Here is a 19,029-nt window from a genome sequence, read left to right as displayed (position 1 = left end):
TCGCCTCGCGTGGCCGGTCGGAGGCATGCTGGAGGTAGCTGCTCCTGTTTGTTCTTGAAGGTGATCGTCATGCGTGCCCGCCTGGGTGTGGGCCGTGTCTACCGTCGCTGTGGCTGTCGCGACGAACAGCACCACCAGCTCGGCTCCCACTGCCTCCGCCTGAACTCCGAGCCTGACCACGGAACATGGACGTTCGCGGTCGAGATCCCCGCCACCACCTCCGGCGGTCACAACCACACGGTGCGCCGCGGCGGCTTCCTCACCGAGAACGAGGCCCGAACCGCCTTGAACCGATACGTCACGGGCCGGCGCATCGGGGTCAGCGCGGACCCGAACCAGACCCTCGCCGACTACCTCACCACCTGGCTGGCGGCGAAGAAGCTGCGCCTGAAGCCCACCACCTGGGTGCGCTACCGCGACTACGTCGAGAACGACCTCATCCCGGTGCTCGGCGCCGTCCCGCTGGACGACCTCGCCTACGAGCACGTCCTGCACCTGGTGAAGACCCAACTCGCCGCAGGACGTGGCCAGTCCACGATCTGGCACATCCTCGCCACCCTCTCCTCCGCCCTCGGCGAGGCCGTGCGTACCCACCGCCTGAGCGTCAACGTCGCCCGGCCCACCGTCATCCCCCGCCCGCGCGCCGCCGAGCGCGAGATCTGGACTTTGGCCCAGGCCGTCACCTTCCTGCGCTACTGCCGCACGGTGGACGCGGCCTTCGCGGTGCTGGTGGAGTTCCTGATCTGCACCGGCCTTCGCCGCGGCGAGGCCCTCGCCCTGCACTGGCGCGACGCGCACCTGAAGGAGGGTGTGGTGTTCGTGCGGTGGACGCTGTCGGCAATCGACAACAACACCCTGTCCCTCACCAAGCCGAAGACCCCGACCAGCCGGCAGTGGGTCGCCCTCTCACCCCGCGCCCGACACCTCCTCACGGCCATGCACGAGCGCGGCGCCGATCCAGAGGCCTACGTCTTCCACCGCCCCGACGGAAGCCCCCTGCATCCCGAGTACGTCCTCAACCACTTCCACCAACTCACCCACGCAGCAGGCCTTCCGCGCTGTACGGTCCACGACCTGCGCCACCTCGCCGTGACCACCGCCGTCGGCGAGGGCGTCGACATCACCATCGTCTCCAAGACCGTGCGCCACGCCTCCGTGTCCACCACCGCCGACCTCTACGCCCACCTCACCCACGCCGCGGCCCGCCAGGCCGTCGACGCAATCGCCCGCGCCCTCGCCCGCGAAGATCGCCGCCAGACCCGAGCCGCTACCCGGCGGCAGAGGAGGAGCCAGGGCGGCTATGACCAGGCCGCGTGAAATATCGAGGATGAGCTCGCTCGATGACGGCGAGTCAGGCACACCCGGCTGCGCGCAGCCGGGGGACGGCTCCGCGCAGCCCAGTTGGTTCTCCTCAACGAGCGCCGTCGGTAGGTGCTGGGGGTGCTGTCAGCCGGTGGCGGGAGTCGGTCAGCGGCGGAAGCCGCGGTGGGGGTCGCGGGCGGTCTCGTTCTGGAAGGGGTGGAACCAGGCGGCGGGGCGCAGGTCGCCGATGCCGAGGGTCTGGTTGGTGTCGTCGTCGGGGTCTTCGATGCCGTCGTGTCGGGCGCTGTAGAGCATCAGGACGTCGTGGTCCTGGAAGAGGACGTCCTTGCAGGTGTCGAAGTCGTAGTCGTCCTTGTGCTCGGGCAGGGCGTGGTGGTCGGCCTCGGGGTCGTCGGTGGTCTCGTCGGCGTAGTCGGGGGCTTCGCCGAGGGCCAGGTGGAGGGTGAGTTCTTCGGCGGTGCAGGTCGGCTCGGGCCAGTGGCCGGCTTCGAGGTCGCCGGCGAGGTCGTCCGCGGCGCGGGCCATCCGTCGGCGCCACTGGAGGTCGGCGGTGTAGGTGAGCTTGGGCAGCCGGGTGAAGAACCCCCAGCCCTCCTGTGCTTCCTGACGGCTGATCGGTTGGTCGCCGAGTTCGTCGGCGTCGTCGTAGGCCTGGTCGGCGAGGACGGACAGGGCGGTGTGGAGCAGGTCTGCGGTGCGTGGGGTGAGCTGCCACTGGCAGGCGTCCTCCTCGCACTCGGGGTCCTCGCAGTGCGGTTCGCCGACGGGGAACAGGGCGGCGAAGTCGGGCCGCTCGCCGTCGGCTTCAGTGCGCTCGGCCGAGGTTGCGGCTCGCCAGCCGGTGCCGAAGTGGAGGCTGACGGGCTTGGTGCTCCAGTCTGCGAGCTCGTGGCCGTTCTCGGAGCGAAGGAAGCCGGCGGTGCTCTGGTCGCTGATGGTGTCCGCGCCCGCGAGGTCGACGCCGTCGTCGGCGAGGGCCATCACCGCGCCGACGATGTCCTTCGGGTCCTGTCCGTCGAGTTCGCCGGAGGGCAGGGGAGTCCAGCCGGAGGCGGCGGCGGATCGCAGGAGCGCCTCCTCGTCGTGAACGTGGTACTCGCGCAGGATGGCGATCCGGACGACCGGTCCGGACAGGTCCGCGAGGCGGGCGTCGTCCGGCGTGCGGGCGCTGCCATGGTCCTGCGGGTCCTCCTCCTCATCCTCGGCGTCGGTGAGGCTGTCGGGCCAGGGGATGAGAGAGCCCTCGGTGACGGGCCAGGTGCCGGCGAGAAGGTGGGCGACGGCGCCTCGCACCGAGGATGCCGGGGCGTCGGGCAGCTGCGCGCACAGGAGCTCGAGCGGCTGCGCACGCCAGGTGGCGGGGGTGGAGTGCAGTGCGCCGCGCAGGAGCTGGGCGGCGCGGTGGGCGAGTTCGGGCTGACGGCAGGTCAGGACGGCCTGCAGGGAGGCGGGGCCGTCGGGGTGGCCGACGAGGGCGAGGACGCGGCTCTTGGCGGAGGTGTGCTCGCACAGGAAGTCGCGGGGTACGGCAGTGGTGGGGCGGTCTGGCATTCGGAAGCTCCGGAAGAAGAGTGGGCACGGCCAGCAGGCCTGCCTGTGGGTGGAGTTCCGCTGGTGGGTGCGTTGCTGACGCGCCCCCGGACGGTGAAGCAGAAGTCATCGCCCTGGCTGGTTCCGTCGGTGCTGCCGACGATCCGGACCTGGTGCTGCCCGCAACCGTAGCTGATCGGAACGGCAGTTGTCCCTGTGCGGCCTTCCGAGCTCGGCCGGACGGCGTGGGCGTCCGGAGGCGATGGCCCCGGCGCGAGACGAGTCCGGCTGGTGCCAGCGACTCCCACGCGCCGGCCTGTTGCGCCGCATGTCGCCTGGTTCGAGGGAGTAGGTCAGCGGGTAGTGCTGGCGGGGTCGGAGTGTGGTGCTCCGCCCAGGTGTGGCTTCGGCCGGACCGGTACTGGCGACAGGGGAGGGGCGTTGGCGCAGCGAAAGTCGGTGCCGGAGCTGCTGGCGGAGGCACTGCTGGCGAAGCAGCAGGCGAAGCTGGCGCAGTCCCAGCCCGCGAAGCCGGTGCCGGTTCGGCGCCCCCGAAAGCCGCGGACACCGGATCCGGTGGTCGAGCACGCGCGGATGCTGGCGGCGGGGGAGAAGCTCCTCGCGAAGCAGGACGCCGAGCGGGCGAAGGAGGCGGCCCGCGTCGAGGCCGACCTCGCCAGGCGCCAGGCCGCCCGTGAGCGCGAGGCCCAGCAGCGCCGACGCGAGCAGGAGCGGGGCGAACGTGAGCGGCAGCGCCTCGAACGTGACGGACTCAAGCAGCAGTTGAAGGAGGAGACCGAGCGGCGAGGCCAGGAGATCGCTGCCGCAGGTGCGGAGCTCGAAGGCGTTCTGCGTGATCGGCTCGACGGCCTGGAGGGCTGGCATCCGCACCTGGAGCGGGCCTTCGCCCACGAGGGCGCCAAGGGCGTGGCCGATGCGGTGGAGGACCTACTTGGCCAGTCGCCGGTGCCGCCCGGCTGCCGCGACAGCGCGGTGGTGGGCTACGCACCGGAGGCCGGGCAGTTGCTGGTCGACATCGGGTTGCCCTCCCAGGACGTGGTGCCGGCTGTCGCCGGGTACCGGTTCGTCGCGCAGCGCGCGGAGATCGTCCCGCAGCCGGTCAAGGAGCCGGTGCTGCACGACACCTACCGCAGGCTGCTGGCGCGCCTGGCCCTGCGGGCGCTCGACGAGGTGTTCGCGGCGACACCGGCGGCGATGGTGACGACCATCGTCTTGAACGGGCATGTGGCGACGACCGATCCGGCGACCGGGCGTGCGGTGCGCCCGTGTGTGGTGAGCGTCGTGGTGGAGCGCTCGGACTTCGCCGAACTCGTTCTCGATGAGCCGCGGTTGGATCCGCAGCGGTGCCTGCGCAACCTCGGGGCGGTGGTCTCCCGGCATCCGCACGACCTCGAACCAGTGCCACCGATCGTCGAGTTCGACCCGAGCCGGTTCAAGCTCGCGGCGGACACCGCCGTGGTGGGCGGGTTGGATGGCCGGCCGGATCTGCTGCAGATGGATCCGTTCGCTTTCGAGCGGCTGGTGCGCGAGCTGTACACCGCGATGGGCTACGAGACGTGGCGTACGCAGAACTCCCGTGACGACGGCTTGGATGCGGTGGCGGTGCGGCGTGATCCGGTGGGTGTGACCGTGATCGCGGTGCAGGCTAAGCGGACCAAGAACGTGGTCGGGCCGGAGGTGGTGCGGGCCTTGTTCGGGACGGTGCGGGACCAGCAGGCCGACCGGGGTGTTCTGGTCACCACGTCCTGGTTCGGCAAGAGCAGCCTGGACTTCGCCCACCGCAACCGGATCGACCTCATCGACGGTCGCAACCTGAAAGCCCTGCTGCTGGAGCACCTCGGAATCGACGCCCTGATCGGCCTGCCGAAGATCCCGCCCAGCTGGCAGCAGGGGGACATCAGTTGAGGGTCGGCACGGTGGTGGATGTGCCTGTGAGGATGATCAGTTGCCGGTCCAGCGGGTTCCGCCGTGGGTGTTGTGCCGTGCTGCAGAAGTCGGCAGAGCAGCCGTAGGCGCGAGCCGGACGCCGAGGTGTGCCGCCCCCGGGGAGACAGGGGGTGGCACACCTCGGCGCTCTGCTGACCGGGGGAGCGGTCAGAAGTCGGCGCGGCTGCCGCGGACGACGCAGGAGGCGCTGTTCTCCCAGCCCCAGCCGTCGCCGTCCGGGTCGGAGGAGGCGCTGGCGCAGTACGGGTAGCCGTTCGGCGCCTTGGTGGGCAGCGGGGACTGGGTCGGGGTGGTGCCGGTGTCGGCGCGGCTGCCGCGGACGACGCAGGAGGCGCTGTTCTCCCAGCCCCAGCCGTCGCCGTCCGGGTCGGAGGAGGCACTGGCGCAGTACGGGTAGCCGTTCGGCGCGGTGCCCGGCAGGGACTGGGACGGCGAGGGCGACTGGCTGGGCCGGTCGTAGATGGTGGCGGGGCGGGCGGTGGCGGCGATGCCGTTGGCGCCGTTGAAGAAGCGGTTGCCCCAGGTGGTCAGGGAGTTCTTGTCGAAGTTGTTGACCAGGTCGAGGTACTCGACGCCGCCGCCGTTGCCGCTCCAGGACCAGCCGATGTAGCCGACCTGGAGGGACTGGGCGGTGGCCATGATGGCGTCCTCGTCGGGGTTGCCGTCGCTGTGGTTGGCGCCGAACTCGCCGACCACGATGGGCAGTCCGGCGTTGACGTAGGCGCCCAGGTAGCTCTGGACCTCGGCGGCGGTGTCGTAGACGCCGTACATGTGGATGGAGAAGACCGTGTTGCGGTCCGGGTCGGCGGCGAAGACCGAGGCGGCGTTGTCGCGCATGGTGTTGGACCAGTCCTGCCCCCAGTTCGGGCCGTCGACCATCAGGGCGTGGCGCAGGCCGGCCCCGCGGAGCTTGCCGATGGCGCTCTTGGTTGCGGCGGTCCAAGCGGTGTAACCGCTGTTGCCCCAGGGCTCGTTGGCGATGTTGACGACGACGTAGGCCTCCTGGCCGTCCAGGACGCTCTTGTTGTCGACCCAGAACTGGGCGGCCCGGTCGAGGGTGGTGGCGGCGGCGTCCTCGCCGTAGCCGGTGGCGTCGTGGACCTCCAGGACGCAGATGACCTTGGCGGCCTTGCACTGGCCGATCAGGGTGGAGATCTGCGCGGAGCTGGTGCGGGTCCAGCGGTCGCCGTTGCTGAGCACGACGCGGACGGTGTTGGCGCCCTTGGCGGCGATGTCGGCGATCGCGGTGGTCTGCCCGGAGTACCAGGTGTACGCGTGGTTGACCCCGCGCATCACGAACTGGTTCCCGTTGGCCTCCAGGATGCGGCCGTTGCTGACGTGGATGCCGGTGGCGGCGGCCTGGGCGCTGCCCGGGGCGAATCCGAGCACGGCGATCAGCAGACCGAAGGCGGCTGCGATCGCCGCACCGATCGTCGTGAGCGCTCTGCGGCTCTGCGACGGGTTCATGGCTCTCCTCGAATCGTGGGTGGGGGTACGGCCGGCCCGCCGCCATGTCGAAAGCAGGGCCCCTGCTGGGGCTGGAACAGGCGGAGGGAGCGCGGGCAAGCCGCTGGTCGACGTCCGGCCGGTCGACCCGCCGGGGGTGGGGGCGGGGAGTCAGTCCTCGTCGTCTTCGAGATGCTGACACACCATCAGTCGATGGTCAACGGATCTGACTTAACCGATTAATTGAGTGTCAGAAGCATGCGTCGAACGGGATGGTGCTGTTCAGTTGAGATGATCGGAGCTCAACTGGGCTCTGGACGGCTTTCACTCTACGGTGAACTGAACCAGTTAATACAAGGTTGCCGTCAGTAGGTGCTGCAGGTCTCCCCGTTGAGGGCGAAGGAGGAAGGCACGCTGTTGGTGCCGGGGGTGGAGGTGCCGCTGAAGCCGAAATTCACGCTGGCTCCGGCCGCGATGACGGTGTTGTAGGAGGCGGGGTTGGCGGCCGTCACCTGCTTGCCGGACTGCGCGCTCACGGCGTTCCACATGGCGGTGACGCGCTGGTCCCCGGGGAAGGAGAAGACCAGCTGCCAGCCGTTGACGCTGGTGCCGCCGGTGTTCTTGACGGTGACGTCGCCGTTGAAGCTGCCACCCCAGTCGGAGAGCCCGTAGTGCACCGCGCAGCCGGCCGCCGGTACGGGGGAGGTGGACGGCGCGGAGGGCGAAGGCGGAGTGGAGGCGGACTCGCTGGCGGAGGGTGACGGCTCGTTGGGGGAGGCGGAGGAGCTCGGGCTCGGGGTGCCGGTCACCAGGCCCGACTTGGCGCGCATCCGCTCGGAGTGGTCACGGAAGACGGCGAGCTCGGGCGCGCCCGGCAGCACGCCGAACTTGCCGTCGATGTTGCGGTCCGAGTACCACCAGAACGCGCTGCCGTCACCGCCGGCCGCCTCGAAGTCCGCGTAGATCTCGCGCCACCACGCCGAGCGGTCGACGTTGTGCACGTTGAACTCGCCCATGTAGAAGGGCTTTCCGACCTTATCGTGGGAGTCGCTGATCCAGGACCGGACCAGGGCCTTGGTCTCCTGGATGTCCAGGTCCGCCCAGTGTTCGGTGGGGTAGGGGTGGGCGGAGGTGTAGTCGATGTACGGCGACTGCTGCACGTGGACGAAGGGGTTGCCCTCGTCGCCGCCGAAGCCGTACTCGGTGCCGTGCCCTTCGAGGCCGACACCCAGCAGGTGCTTGGAGTCGATGCCCTTGACGAACGCGCCCATCTCGTCGACCCAGGCCCGCAGGGTCGTGCCGTTGACGTTCTCGGCCTGGCTCTGGCCCTCGTAGCGGGGCTCGTTCATCAGGTCCCAGGCGAAGATGGTCGGGTCGTCCTTGTACTTGACGCCGCTGTAGTGGTTGACCCGGTTCAGCGCGTAGGACACGTAGTTCTTGTAGGAGGTGAAGCAGCCGGGGCAGCGGGCCTTGTCGAAGAACGCGGCCCGGGCGGGCTGGCCGCCGGACAGGCCCTCCCAGCGCAGGCGGGCGTCGATGCCGCCGTACGCCTCCCAGTAGTTCTCGAACACCGGGACCAGTCGGACGCCGTGGGCCTTGGCCGACTCGATGACGTAGTCGAACAGAGCGAACTGCTGCTCGTCGTAGACGCCCTTGGACGTCTCGAAGCCGTGCCAGTTCTCGTGGTTGAACATCCACAGCCGCGCCACGTCGACCTTGTCCGCCTTCAGGTTGGCGAACTGGGCGTCGATGCGGGCCTTGTCCATGAACTGCGACTCGGTGTCGCCGGAGGCCGACCCGTAGGTGAAGAAGTCGTAGGTGTTGGTGCCCGCGAAGTAGTACTCCTTGCCGTCCAGGCAGAAGTGGACGCCGCAGCGGGTGGCGAACGACCCGGCGGTGTCGGCCTGGGCGGTGCCGGCGCGGCCCAGGGTCAGGCCGGTGGCGGCGAGGGCCGCTGCGAGCAGGACGGCCGTCGGCGCGAGGTTCGAAGTGCGGCGGGGCTGGAGTCTCTTGTGCATGGGTGTGCCTTTCGTCCCGTGAGTGGGGGTGGGAGGAATCCGTGGGGATGACCCGCGGTCGGCGCTTGTCCGCGACGCGGGCAGCGAGGTGGACCGGGTGCGGTCCCGGCAGAAGCCGGGGTGTGGCCTTGCGCACCGGGTCTGGCAGGGGTGGCACTTCTCTGCCTAACCGATTAAGGCATGGAGACCGTATTGGCGGCTACAATCCTCTGTCAATGAGAACTTAACCGGTTGTTTTCAGTCAGCTCTTCCGTCCGGGGTATGTCTCGTTCAGGCGTGCGGCGCGGGGGCAAGGGAGCTCGGCTGTCGGCCACCGGGCATGACTGCAAGGCGGGTTGAAGGTCATGCCGGGCCGGACCAGTACGACGCCGCGGGCGGCGTGCGCCGGTGTGCTGCCGCCTCACGGCCCGGGGGCATGCTTCGGCACCCGCAGCGCATTCCGCTGCGGGTGGGGTGGTCCGAGCCGGCGGTGACCGCAGATGGCGATGCGTACCGCAAGCTGCCCGCCCCGGGCCGGGCAGCCCGCAGGGCCGGTCGGTGGTGTCGGGTCAGGTGTTGGGGGTGGCGGCCAGGGCGAGCCAGGCGTCGGCGAGCAGGCGGTGGCCGAGCGGGGTGGGGTGGACGCCGTCGGCGGCGATCAGGGTGGGGTCTCCTGCGGTGCGGGCGGCCTGGTTGAGCAGGCCGTCGGCGGCCAGCAGACGGGCGTCGTGTGCGGTGGCGAGGCGGCGGACGGCCTGGATCCGGGTGTCGAGGTCGGCCCGCCAGCTCCACTGCTCCGCCCGCACCGGCAGCAGGAACGGTTCGATCAGCAGCAGCCGAGGTGCGCAGTGCTCGCGCAGGCCGGTGAGCAGCAGGTGGTAGTCGCGCTCCCAGGTGCCGACCGGGCTGGGCAGCCCCTGGTCGTGGCGGCGCCAGGTGTCGTTGATGCCGATCAGGACGGAGACCAGGGCGGGGCGGTGGGCGAGGGTGTCGGCCTCCCAGCGCTCGCGCAGGTCGGTGAGGCGGTCGCCGCCGACGCCCCGGTTGAGCACCTGCGGGGCGCCGGGCAGAGCGGCGGCGGCCAGTGCGGCGTAGCCGTGGCCGAGTTCGCCGGGGCGGGTGCGGTCGCGGCCCGCCTCGGTGATGCTGTCGCCCTGGAAGAGGACGGTGGCGCGGGGCTGCATGCGGGGCTCCTCACGGCGGGGCCCGCCGCCCGGGCATGACGGTCACCGGGCGGCGGGCGGTCGGGGGCCGGCGAGGGGTCAGTTCGCCGCGGTCATCGCCTTCGCGTGGGTGGCGAAGAGCTGGGCGGTGGCGTGGGTGGGGTTGGCGGGGTCGTTGTTCCACATGACGCGGTGGCCGTCGTAGTCGGGGTAGAAGGAGCCGTCGTCGACGCGGGAGGTGAGCAGCCAGAACTGGTCGCCGGCCGCGCCGTTCGCGAGCGCGGCGTCGGTCCAGGCCCGGTAGGCGGCGTCGCGGGCTGCGGCGTCGGGGATGTCGCGGGCGGGGTCGATCTGGAGGCCGAACTCCTCGACGACGACGGGCTTGCGGAGCGTGCGGCCGTCGGCGAGGTGGTCGGTGATCCAGCGGGTGCCCCAGGTGGTGGCGTCGGTGCCGGGCTTGGAGCCGCTGGTCTCGCCCCAGTTCTGCGGGTAGACGTGGACGGTGCCGTAGTCGATCGAGGGCAGCGCGGTGAGCTTCAGCCAGTCGGCGCCCTCGTAGTCGGAGTAGGGGTAGTCGGCGTGGCCGGCCTTGCCGTAGAAGCCCTCGTCGCCCACCGCGAGCAGCTGGCGCGGAGCCAGCGCCTTGACGTAGGTGCTCATCTCACGGGCCCAACCAAGCAGCGTGGCACCGGACTTGTCGCTGCGGCAGCGCGGCTCGTTGGCCAGCTCCCAGGCCATCACGGTGGGGTCGGCGTCGTAGCGCAGGCCGGTGTAGCGGTTGCGGCGTCCGATCACGTGCTTGGCCCAGGCCCGGTAGGCCTTCTTGCAGTTGGCGTCGGTGTAGAAGCGGTCGTGGTTGACGCCCTCGCCGTAGGAGTCGTCGGGCAGGCCGAGGAACCAGGAGACGTACTGGCGCATGCCGCCGTAGTCGGGCCAGTTGTTGACCAGCGGGAGGACCAGACGGAGGCCGAGCTGCCCGGCCTTGTGGACGGCGTAGTCGAGGCTGTCGAAGGCGGCCTCGTCGTACTGGAACGGCTGCGGCTGCAGCGCGCGGTGGGAGTGGCCGTCGCCCTCGGCGAAGGCCCAGGCGCGGATCACCGTCAGGCCCATCGCGGCGGCGTCGTTCAGTACCGCGTCGATCATGTAGTGGGACTGCTGGTGGAGGTAGTAGCAGTTGGTTCCGCCGAAGCGGAACTTCTTTCCTTCCAGGCGCAGTTCGCCGCCTCTGGCGGTGACGAACGAGCGCTTGGCGCCGTCCTCGCGGCCGCAGCCCTGCTGCTCGGCGTCCCGGCCCGCGCCGGTGGTGGCGAGTGCGGTGCCGCCGATCAGGGGGGTGGTGGCGAGGCCGAGGGCGGCGGCCCCCAGCAGGGTGCGGCGGCTGGTGGTGCGGGGCTGGTCGTTCACGGGGCTCCTCCGGACAAGCGTGAGTGGGGTGGTGCCTGGGGGCGTGACGGGTGGGCTTCGGTCAGCGGGGCTGTGGGACCTTCGCGCGGAACAGGGTGGCGTCACCGTCCAGCAGGACGGGGCCGCCGACGGCCGGGAGGTAGGCGGACTGCCCGGCGGCGAGGGCCGTGCCGCCGCTGATCCGGGCGGTGCCGCGCACGCAGAGCAGGATCTGCGGGCCGTCGTCGGCGATCTCCAGGGATTCGCCGAGTTCGATCCGGGAGAGGCTGAACTCCTCGGCAGGAGTCAGGAATTCGAGCTCGCCGAAGCTGGTGGGAACGGCGGTGACGAGCTGCGGGGCGCTGGGGCGGAAGTCGACCACCGCGGCCAGTGCGGCGGTGTCGACGTGCTTGGGGGTGAGGCCGCAGCGCAGCACGTTGTCGGAGCCGGCCATGATCTCGACGCCGAGGCCGCGCAGGTAGGCGTGCGGGACGCCGGCGTCCAGGTAGAGGGCCTGGCCGGGGCCGAGGCGGACGTGGTTGAGCAGCATCGCGGCGAGGATCCCGGGGTCGCCGGGGTAGTCGCGAGCGGCATCCCGGTAGGCGGCCCAGGTGGCCGCGTCCGGGTCGTCGCCCGAAGCCAGGGCGGCCAGGGCGAAGGGGAGTTCGGCGGCGGCCCGCTCGCCCCTGGCCCGGTCGTCCGCGAGAGCTGCGGTCAGCACCGTGCGCAGTGCCCGGTCGGCGGGGGCGGTGCGCAGCTGCCGGATCCAGGGGTCCAGCACCGGCAGGGCCAGGCGCTCCCAGAGCGCGGCGGTGGCCAGGGGGTCGCGGAAGCCGCAGAGTGCCTCGAACTCGCCGAGGGCGCAGATCAGTTCGGGCTTGTGGTGGCGGTCGCGGTAGATCCGGTGCGGGGCGTCGAGCGGGATGCCGGCGGCCTCCTCGGCCGCGTATCCGGCCTCGGCCTGGGCGGCGGTCGGGTGGACCTGGACGGAGAGGGCGTGGTCGGCGGCCAGCAGCTTCAGCAGGAAGGGCAGGCGGGCACCGAAGCGTCCGGCCACCCGGCTGCCGAGCTCGTGGAGCGGATCGTCGGCGATGACGGCGTCGAGTGCCTCGCTGCCCCGGCCGCGGTCGATCCGGGCGGGTGCGCCGGGGTGGGCGCCCATCCACAGCTCGGCCTCGGGTGCGCCGGTGGGCCGACGGCCCGTCAGTTCGGCCAGGGCGGTGGTGGAGCCCCAGGCGTAGGGGCGGATGGTGGTGGCGAGCAGGTCGGCGGTCATGTCGGTGCTCCGGTGTGCGTGGGCCCCGGCCCGTCCCCGGGCTTCCTCACCCTCAAGAGGAGCCGGGGACGGGCCGGGAGTCTGTGGGAGGCGGTCAGCGGGTCGGCGGTCCGCTGCTGCCGCGCGGCACCAGGACGGGCGTGGGTGCCGGGGAGGTCGGCGGGCGCCGGTGCTCGATCACGTCGAACAGGGTGCGGGCGACCTGTGCGCCGTAGCCGTGGACGTCGTGGCTCATCGCGGACAGCGGGGGGTGGGTGAGGCGGCAGAGCTGGGAGTCGTCCCAGGCGATCAGCGACAGGTCGGCGGGGACCTGGAGGCCGAGCTCGGCGGCGACGGCGATGCCGGCGACGGCCATGATGTCGTTGTCGTACACGATCGCGGTGGGGCGCTCGGCGGAGGACAGCAGCATCCGGGTGGCCCGGGCGCCGGCCCGGCCGGAGAAGTCCGTGGTCAGGCTGCGCGGCGGCTCCAGGCCGAGCTGAGCGGCGACGGCCTCCAGCGCCCGGGCGCGGATCGAGGTGTGGCCGAGGTCCGGGTCGCCGCCGACCCGGGCGATGCGGCGGTGGCCGAGCATCGCCAGGTAGCGGACGGCGTCCTCGACGGCGGCGGAGTCGTCGGTCCACACGGTGGCCACCGCCGGGCCGGCCAGGGCCGGGTGTCCGGCGGCGACGGCGGGCATGCCGAGCGCGGCCACGGCCGGGATGCGGGGGTCGTCCTCGGTGAGGTCGACCAGGACGGCGCCGGACACCCGGCGGGTGCGCCACCAGGTGCGGTGCACGGCGATCTCCTGCTCGCGGTCGCGCACCAGGCGCAGCAGCAGGGTCGCCGAGCGCTCCTCCAGTACGGTCTCGATGCCGGAGATGAACTCCATGTAGAAGGGTTCCAGGCCGAGTTGGTGGGCGGGGCGGGCGATGACCAGGCCGACGGTCTCGCCGTCCGGGTGGAGGGCGGCCAGGCTGCGGGCGGCCTGGTTGGGTACCCAGCCGAGTTCGGCGGCCGCGGCCCGGATGCGGTGCCGGGTGGGGGCGGAGACTCCGGGGCGGTCGTTGAGGGCGAGCGAGACGGCGCCGGGGGAGACGCCCGCGCGGGCGGCGACGTCGCGGATGGTGACGCGTCCGCTCATCGCCTCGCTCTCCTTGCCGTGATGGGGGCACTCTGCCTGGGCGGAGGCACCGCGGCGCAGGTGCGGTGCCTCCGGGTCGTCCGCCCTGGGAGCCGGCTCACTTGGTGGAGCCGGCGGCGAAGCCGGCGTAGATCAGGCGCTGCAGGGCGAGGAAGACGATCAGGGTCGGCAGGATGACCAGGATGGTGCCGGCCGAGATGATCTCCCAGTTGACGCCGAACGGGCCCTGGAAGCGGAACAGCGAGGTGGAGATGGTGCCGAGGTCGCTGGAGGGCATGTAGAGGAAGGGGATGAAGAAGTCGTTGTAGACGGTGACGCCCTTGACGATGACCACGGTGGCGATGGCGGGCTTGAGCATCGGCAGGATGATGCGCCAGTAGATGGTGAAGCTGTTGGCGCCGTCGAGGCGGGCGGCCTCGTCGAGGGAGACCGGGATGGAGCGGATGAACTGCAGGAAGATGTAGATCGAGATGATGTCGGTGCCGAGGTAGAGCAGGATCGGCGCCCAGCGGGTGTTGAACGCGCCGAGGTTGTCGATGATCTGGAAGGTCGCGACCTGGGTGGTGACGCTGGGGACCAGGCTGGCGAGCAGGAAGAGCGCCATCACGAGCTTCTTCAGCCGGAAGTCGAAGCGGTCGATGGCGTAGGCGGTCATCGAGCCGATGACGACCGTGCCGGTGACCGAGACCAGCAGGATGAAGGTGGTGTTGAGGAAGGCGGGCAGCATCTTGCCCTGGGTGAAGGCGATGCGGAAGTTCTCGAAGTTGAGCCAGTTGCCGGGCAGGTCCAGCGGCCCGGTGCCGAGGGCTTCCTGACGGGTCTTCAGCGCGGTGAAGAAGATCACCAGCAGCGGGATCAGGACGACGGCGGAGGCCAGGAGCAGGGAGAGGTACTTGGCGCCGCCGGCGACGGCGGACCGGGTGTGGATCCTGCGGGCGGCGCGCGGCTGCCGGGCGGGGGTGACGGGATTGGTGGTCACGAGAGTTCCACCCTCTCCTCCGGCACCAGGCGGCGCTGGATCCAGGTGACGAGCAGGATCAGGACGAGCAGGACGACGGCGCTGGCCGAGGCGAGGCCGAACTTGTCGAACTTGAAGGCCATGCTGATGCTCTGGATGACGAAGGTCTGCGAGCCGTTGGCGCCGCCGGTCATGATGTAGGGGATCTCGAAGACGGCCAGCGAGCCGGAGACGGCGAGGATCGCGCTGAGGCTGATGACGGGCTTGATGCTGGGCGCGATGATGTGGCGGAACTGCTGCCAGCGGCTCGCGCCGTCGAGGGCGGCGGCCTCGTAGAGGTGCGGCGGGATGGACTGGATGGCGCCGAGGAAGAGCACCAGGTTCAGGCCGGTGTAGCGCCAGACCGACACGCCGGCCAGGGACTTGTTGACCAGGTCCGGGTCGCCCATCCAGAGGTGGTCGCCGTGGATGCCCAGGAGTGCCAACAGGGAGTCCAGGGTGCCCTGGGGGCGGAAGAAGTAGAGGAAGACGAACCCGATCGCCACGCCGTTGATCAGGTAGGGGAAGAAGAGGATGCCCTTGAAGAGGTTGCGGAACTTCGTGTTGAAGCTCAGCACCGTGGCGAAGTAGAGCGCCAGGCAGATCTGCAGCACTGCGGCGATCAGGTAAACGCCGCTGACGAGGAACACCTTGAACAGCTCGGGGCGGGTGAACAGGTCGGTGTAGTTCTCGAGCCCGACGTTGCTCTTCTCGGGGCTGATGCCGTCCCAGTCGGTGAAGCTGTAGCCGAGCATGTCGGCGATCGGCAGGTAGGTGAAGGCGGTCAGCAGCCCGAGCGGTACCAGCAGGTAGAGCCACGGTGTGAACCACCAGTGCCGGCGGACACCCTTGCGCCGGGTGGCGCGGCCTCGGCCGACAGGGGCGGCGGAGGCGGTCCGCGCGGGGGGCTGTGCGGTGCCCCGGTCCCTCTGCAGTGCAGTCATCTTCGTTCCTTCGTTGGTCCTGGCGTCCGGTGAGCGGCACGGCCCGGCCCTGATGTCAGGGCGGGTGGGCGCGGGGCCGTGCCGCTCGGTCCCCGGGTGGGTCAGCCGACCGTCTTCAGCGACTCGGACCACTTCTTGTTGAGCTCGGCGAAGTAGCTCTTCTGGTCGCCGGGGGCGGCGCCGCGCGCGATGTCGACCAGCTTCTGCCGGTAGTCGGGGGCGTCGAGGTTGATCTCCGCGCCCTTGTCGATCTTCTTGACCTTGGCCAGCTGTTCCTGGTTCTGGCCGATCATCTGCACGCCCTTCTCGGTGAAGGGCTTGAGGGCGCTGGGCAGTTCGGTGCCCTTGACGGAGGAGATGCCCTGCTCGTTCTGCGCGGCGCCGGACTTGTTGATGAACCAGTCGATCCAGGCGCGGGCCGCCTCCTGGTTCTTGGAGTGCTTGTTGATCGCGTACTTGTAGTCCGGCTGCAGGACGGTGCAGGGCTTGCCGGTGGTGGACGGGAACGGCATGTAGCCGATGTCGTCCGGGTTGGCGCCGGCCTTGGTGGCGGCGTCGCGCACCTGCGAGATGGACCAGGAGCCGAGGTACATCGAGCCGACCTTGCCGGTGGCCAGCAGGACCTTGGAGTTGTCCCAGTTGGTGGTGGTCGGGTCGGTCTCGGAGAGCTTCTCGTTGACCACCGAGTACAGCAGGCCGTCGATGGTGAAGATGTCGTTGCCGCTGGTCCAGGGCAGCGGCGTGGTGGCCATCGCGTCCTTGGCCTTGGGGTCGCAGCTGGGGGAGCTGACCGCGTCGGTCCACTGCCGCAGCGGCCAGCCGTCGTGGTAGTTGGTGTAGTACGGGGTGGCGGCGCCCTTGGCCTTGATGGCCTTCAGTGCGGTGACGAACTCCTCGGGGGTCTTCGGCCAGTCGGTGACGCCGGCCTCCGCCCAGACCTTCTTGTTGTAGACGAAGCCGGTCACGGTGCCGTAGTTGGCTATGCCGTAGACCTTGCTGCTGACCGTCGAGTAGTCGGTCCACTGGTACTGCTTGGACAGCTCGGCGGCATCGCCCAACGGCGAGAAGAAGTTGGGGAACTGAGCGATCGACAGGTCCGAGGGGATCGGCAGCACGTCACCGTAGTTCTCGGTGTTCATGCGGATCTTGACTTCGCCCTCGTAGTCCTTCATCCCCTCGAACTTCACCTTGACGTTCGGGTAGAGCTTGGTGAACTCGGCGGCGTACTTGTCCAAGGTGCCGTCGCCCAGCTGGTCCGTACGGTTCGTCAGGACCGTGATGGAGCCGGACACCTTGGCCGGGTCGGAGTTGACCGTCGGGACCGAGGTGGCGCCGCTCCCGCCATTGCTGCTACACGCCGTGAGCGCCACCATCGTCGCGGCCACAACGGCCACCCATCCTCTTCGCATCTCGCCCATCCTTCGCGCTGATCGTCTTCTGAACACGGGGGAAGCGACATCCAGCGGACCTGACCGGCCTCCCTGGCTGCTGGACGCTTAACGTAGACGTCACTTTGCTGCCATGTCCATAGAGCGGTCAACTTTGATATCCACCAGTTTTGTTACCGATCAAGGCTGTCTTTACTAAAACTTTGCCTAACTCAACAGTGGATCGGCCCTGTTATCCGACTGCGATCGAGGATGGCTGGACAACGTTGTCAGAGAGGGTCAGAATCACCGGAAACGCCCCGGCGGCACCCGGTCCATCACTGCGGAGCCCCTCAGCCCGACACCCGGAGTAATCACGATGAGTTACGACATGGCCGGTGCCGCGACCACGGTCGGATCAGCGCCGGGGGGCATCCCCGCAGGACCGTTGATCGCGGCGCTCGACATCGGCGGCACCAAGATCGCGGGCGGCCTGGTCGACACGGACGGCACCCTGCTGCACCAGCTCCAGGTGTCCACCCCCGCCGACGGCGACCGGCACGAGCTGATGGCCGCCGTCGACCACGTCCTCGACGACCTCGCCCGCCTCCCCGGCTGGCAGCACGTACGGGCGCTCGGCATCGGCAGCGCCGGCCCCGTCGACATCGCCGCCGGAACCGTCAGTCCGGTCAACCTCCCCGGCTGGCGCGGCTACCCGCTGCGCTCCGAGGCAGCCGAGCACCCCGCCGTCCGCGACCTGCCGGTCGTCCTCGGCGGCGACGCCGTGGCCATGACCGCCGCCGAACACTGGCGCGGCGCCGCCCGGCCCTTCCGCAACGCCCTGTGCCTGGTGGTCTCCACCGGCGTCGGCGCCGGCCTCGTCCTCGACGGCCGTCTCCACACCGGCACCACCGGCAACGCCGGACACCTCGGCCACATCAGCATCGACTACGGCGGCCGCCCCTGCCCCTGCGGATCCCGCGGCTGCCTCGAAGGACTCGCCTCCGGCACCGCCATCGCCCGCACCGCCGCCGAACTCGGCTGGCGCCCCGGCCCGGACGGCGACGCCACCGCGGGCGCCGTCGCCCTCGCGGCCCGGGCCGGCGACCCGCTCGCCCTGACCGCCTACGACCGCGCCGCCCGGGCCCTGGCGGCCGGCATCGCCGCCACCGCCACCCTCGTCGAACTCGACGCCGCGATCATCGGCGGCGGCGTCGCCAAGGCCGGCCCCGTCCTCTTCGACCCGCTCGCCCGCCACCTCGCCTCCTACGCCACCCTCTCCTTCACCCGCGGACTGCGCCTGGTGCCCGCGCACCTGGGCACCGACGCGGGCCTGGTCGGCGCCGCCGCCCTCGCCCGCCCCGCCCTCCCCGCCCACCGTTGACGGTGCATCACCGCGTCACCCGCGAAGGCCCGTCCCGCGGACCGAGAGGAGACGGAGGCACCGGGCCCGGACGGCCGCCGACCTCCCACCACCGATGAGCACCAGCAGACACGGCGTCAGGCCGACCATGAACGACGTCGCCGCGCGAGCGGGCGTCGGCCTCAAGACCGTCTCCAGGGTCGTCAACCGTGAGAGCGGCGTCACCCCAGCGACGGCCGAGCGGGTCCGTGCCGCGATCGCCGAACTGGGATTCCGCCGCAACGACAGCGCCCGCCTGCTGCGCACCGGTCGCACCGCGAGCATCGCGCTGCTCCTGGAGGACATCGGTGACCCGTTCTCCTCGCACCTGGCCCGCGCGGTCGAGGAGGTGGCCATCGAGCAGGGCTGCCTGCTGTTCACCGGATCCAGCGCGGAGGACGGAGAACGCGAGCGTGAGTTGGCCACGGCCTTCTGCGCGGGCCGGGTCGACGGCCTGCTCGTCGTGCCCGCCGGCACCGACCACTCCTACCTGGTGCCGGAGATCGCCTCGGGCACGCCGGTGGTGTTCCTGGACCGGCCCGCCGCGGCCATCGACGCCGACGCCGTCCTCAGCGACAACGCGGGCGGCGCCCGCCACGGCGTCACCCACCTGATCCGCCACGGACACCGCCGCATCGGGTTCGTCGGCGACCTGCCCGGCATCCACACCTGCGCGGAGCGGCTGCGCGGATACCGCCGGGCGATGGCCGAGGCGAACCTGCCGGTGGACGAACGCTGGATCGCCACCGGCCCGACCACCCCTGCCGAGGTCGCGCGATCCCTCGCCCGTCTGCTGGAGGGGCCCGAGCCCGTCACCGCGCTGCTGACCGCCAACAACCGGATCACCACGGCGGCCCTCGGAGTCCTCGCCCGTCACGATGCGAGGCCGGCCCTGCTGGGGTTCGACGACCTCGAACTCGCCGCGCTGCTCACTCCCGCTCTGAGCGTTGTCGCCCAGGACCCCGCGGCCCTCGGCAGGAGCGCCGCCGGTGTGCTGTTCGACCGGCTGCGCGGTGACACCGGCCCGAGCCGCCGCGTCCTGATCCCCACCCGCCTGATCGTGCGGGGATCGGCGGAGACGGCCCCGCCGCCCGAGGGCTGACCCGAGGC

The 19,029-nt window shown here is 70.8% G+C and carries 14 protein-coding genes; 4 read left to right on the top strand and 10 right to left on the bottom strand.

Annotated elements, in window-relative coordinates; all coding sequences use genetic code 11:
* Positions 1-69: 69 nt before the first annotated feature.
* Positions 70-1,317 (top strand): tyrosine-type recombinase/integrase, encoded by a 1,248-nt coding sequence (locus tag ABD946_RS37870; protein ID WP_345290292.1) that lies wholly within the window; start codon positions 70-72, stop codon positions 1,315-1,317.
* A 150-nt stretch (positions 1,318-1,467) separates the two neighbouring features.
* Here ABD946_RS37870 and ABD946_RS37865 read toward each other — a convergent pair whose 3' ends face one another.
* Entirely contained in the window at positions 1,468-2,874 is a 1,407-nt protein-coding gene (locus tag ABD946_RS37865) for a hypothetical protein (RefSeq protein WP_345290291.1), read from the bottom strand.
* A 438-nt stretch (positions 2,875-3,312) separates the two neighbouring features.
* Between ABD946_RS37865 and ABD946_RS37860 the strand changes: the two genes are divergently transcribed.
* Complete coding sequence (locus ABD946_RS37860) at positions 3,313-4,779, top strand: restriction endonuclease (RefSeq protein WP_345290290.1); 1,467 nt, start codon at positions 3,313-3,315, stop codon at positions 4,777-4,779.
* Between the two features lie 189 nt (positions 4,780-4,968).
* Here ABD946_RS37860 and ABD946_RS37855 read toward each other — a convergent pair whose 3' ends face one another.
* The 9 genes from ABD946_RS37855 to ABD946_RS37815 form a co-directional block, all read right to left on the bottom strand.
* Complete coding sequence (locus tag ABD946_RS37855) at positions 4,969-6,288, bottom strand: cellulase family glycosylhydrolase (RefSeq protein WP_345290289.1); 1,320 nt, start codon at positions 6,286-6,288, stop codon at positions 4,969-4,971.
* A 344-nt stretch (positions 6,289-6,632) separates the two neighbouring features.
* Complete coding sequence (locus ABD946_RS37850) at positions 6,633-8,285, bottom strand: cellulose binding domain-containing protein (protein WP_345290288.1); 1,653 nt, start codon at positions 8,283-8,285, stop codon at positions 6,633-6,635.
* A 548-nt stretch (positions 8,286-8,833) separates the two neighbouring features.
* Positions 8,834-9,448 carry an SGNH/GDSL hydrolase family protein gene (locus tag ABD946_RS37845; RefSeq protein ID WP_345290287.1) on the bottom strand — a complete coding sequence of 205 codons (615 nt, stop codon included), beginning with the start codon at positions 9,446-9,448 and terminating at the stop codon, positions 8,834-8,836.
* 78 nt (positions 9,449-9,526) lie between these two features.
* A complete protein-coding gene (locus ABD946_RS37840; protein ID WP_345290286.1) occupies positions 9,527-10,831 on the bottom strand; it encodes a glycoside hydrolase 5 family protein in 1,305 nt (434 codons plus the stop codon).
* Between the two features lie 61 nt (positions 10,832-10,892).
* Positions 10,893-12,086: a mannose-6-phosphate isomerase, class I gene (gene manA / locus ABD946_RS37835; RefSeq protein ID WP_345290285.1), complete on the bottom strand. Its 1,194-nt coding sequence runs from the start codon at positions 12,084-12,086 to the stop codon at positions 10,893-10,895.
* A 94-nt stretch (positions 12,087-12,180) separates the two neighbouring features.
* Positions 12,181-13,209 carry a LacI family DNA-binding transcriptional regulator gene (locus tag ABD946_RS37830; RefSeq protein WP_345290284.1) on the bottom strand — a complete coding sequence of 343 codons (1,029 nt, stop codon included), beginning with the start codon at positions 13,207-13,209 and terminating at the stop codon, positions 12,181-12,183.
* A 97-nt stretch (positions 13,210-13,306) separates the two neighbouring features.
* A complete protein-coding gene (locus tag ABD946_RS37825; protein ID WP_380149913.1) occupies positions 13,307-14,188 on the bottom strand; it encodes a carbohydrate ABC transporter permease in 882 nt (293 codons plus the stop codon).
* Positions 14,185-15,150, bottom strand: a complete 966-nt coding sequence (locus ABD946_RS37820; RefSeq protein WP_345290283.1) for a carbohydrate ABC transporter permease — start codon at positions 15,148-15,150, stop codon at positions 14,185-14,187. The genes ABD946_RS37825 and ABD946_RS37820 overlap by 4 nt, the downstream gene beginning before the upstream one ends.
* Before the next feature lie 101 nt (positions 15,151-15,251).
* Positions 15,252-16,559: an extracellular solute-binding protein gene (locus ABD946_RS37815; protein ID WP_345290282.1), complete on the bottom strand. Its 1,308-nt coding sequence runs from the start codon at positions 16,557-16,559 to the stop codon at positions 15,252-15,254.
* Between the two features lie 349 nt (positions 16,560-16,908).
* On the opposite strand from ABD946_RS37815, the gene ABD946_RS37810 reads away from it, so the two are divergent.
* Complete coding sequence (locus ABD946_RS37810) at positions 16,909-17,901, top strand: ROK family protein (protein WP_345290360.1); 993 nt, start codon at positions 16,909-16,911, stop codon at positions 17,899-17,901.
* Between the two features lie 94 nt (positions 17,902-17,995).
* A complete protein-coding gene (locus tag ABD946_RS37805) occupies positions 17,996-19,021 on the top strand; it encodes a LacI family DNA-binding transcriptional regulator (protein WP_345290281.1) in 1,026 nt (341 codons plus the stop codon).
* Positions 19,022-19,029: the final 8 nt, after the last annotated feature.

Origin of the sequence: Kitasatospora albolonga, from assembly GCF_039535905.1 — a bacterium.
Lineage (GTDB): Bacteria > Actinomycetota > Actinomycetes > Streptomycetales > Streptomycetaceae > Kitasatospora > Kitasatospora albolonga.
Note: the sequence above shows the minus strand (reverse complement) of the source record. Positions and strands in the feature narration are given on the sequence as shown.